Below are 1,137 nucleotides of genomic sequence, written 5' to 3' on the forward strand. Positions count from 1 at the left end.
GGTCGCCGCGCGCGCCTCGGGCGTGGCGGGGCGACGTTCGAGCCTCACCTCGCGGACGTAGGGGCTCTGGCTGACCACGACGCGGGTGGGCGCCTCGGGCTGGCGGGGCCTGGGGGGCGTGGAGACACGGTCCTGGTGGGGCTTGACGACGCAGTCCACCTGGTAGCGTCCCTCGGCGAGGGCGGTGATGAGCAGCACGTCGTTCACGCCGAGGTTGTGGGCGCTGTAGAGGTCGCGCAGACCGTAGACACGGCCCGCGCGGCGGTCCACGCGGCCCTGGTGTTCGTGGCCGCGATCGTCGAGGAGGGAGACGGGGCCGTCCTGAGGGAAGACGGCCTCGAGGTACTTCAGGAGACGCACGCTGCCCTCGGAAAGGCAGGGACGGGTGAGGATGTATCGAACGGAACCCTTCATTGATTCCCCCACTTGTCACGCGACGGCATTCACCAGGGTGTCCCCCGCCACGATGAGAACACGGTCAATTTCACATTACGATACCAGAATAATCGTCGTTGTCGAGCGGGTTTTTCTGGGATGAGCGGACGATTCTGTGCAGACGTAACGGAACTCTTTTGTTTATGGTCCGGCGAATTGATCCGCATGTCACGAGGCATGTCGGGAGCGCGCACCGGAACGCCGGGAATTATCTCCTATAGTGGTGAGGATGTTCGATGTGACCGCCGCGCCACGCGCGATCGGGGAGGCACAGGGGGAGTGTTGATCTCAAATCTCGGGGCCATCGGCGTGAGGGACGTCGTCGACATCCTGATCGTCACCACCCTGATCTACCAGGGCTACCTGCTCGTGAGCGGCACGCGCGCCGTGAACGTCGTGCGTGGCGTCCTCGTGTTCGGCGCCGTGTGGCTCGCGTCGAACCTCCTCGACCTCACCACCCTCAGCTACCTGCTCGGACGGGTCGGCACGGTCGGCCTGTTCGCGCTCGTCGTGCTCTTCCAGCCCGAACTGCGCGCCGCGCTCGAGCGCATCGGACGTCCGCGCATCCGTGACTCCGGCAGTCTCGGCGCGACCCTGCAGGAACTCTCGCGCGCCACCGAACGCATGGCCGAGCGCCGCACGGGCGCCCTCATCGCGATCGAGCGGCGCACGCCCCTCGGGGAGTACGCCGCGACGGGCGTC

The 1,137-nt window shown here is 66.8% G+C and carries 1 protein-coding gene and 1 pseudogene; one reads left to right on the top strand and one right to left on the bottom strand.

What is annotated here, in order from left to right; genetic code table 11:
- Nucleotides 1–414, bottom strand: a pseudogene (locus DEIPI_RS40190) (hypothetical protein); the annotation flags it as partial.
- Between the two features lie 303 nt (nt 415–717).
- Here DEIPI_RS40190 and DEIPI_RS32170 point away from each other — a divergent pair.
- On the top strand, nt 718–1,137 hold a 420-nt coding region (locus DEIPI_RS32170; RefSeq protein WP_045234599.1), incomplete at its 3' end, for a diadenylate cyclase.

This window comes from Deinococcus pimensis DSM 21231 (genome assembly GCF_000519345.1).
Taxonomy (GTDB): Bacteria; Deinococcota; Deinococci; order Deinococcales; family Deinococcaceae; genus Deinococcus_A; species Deinococcus_A pimensis.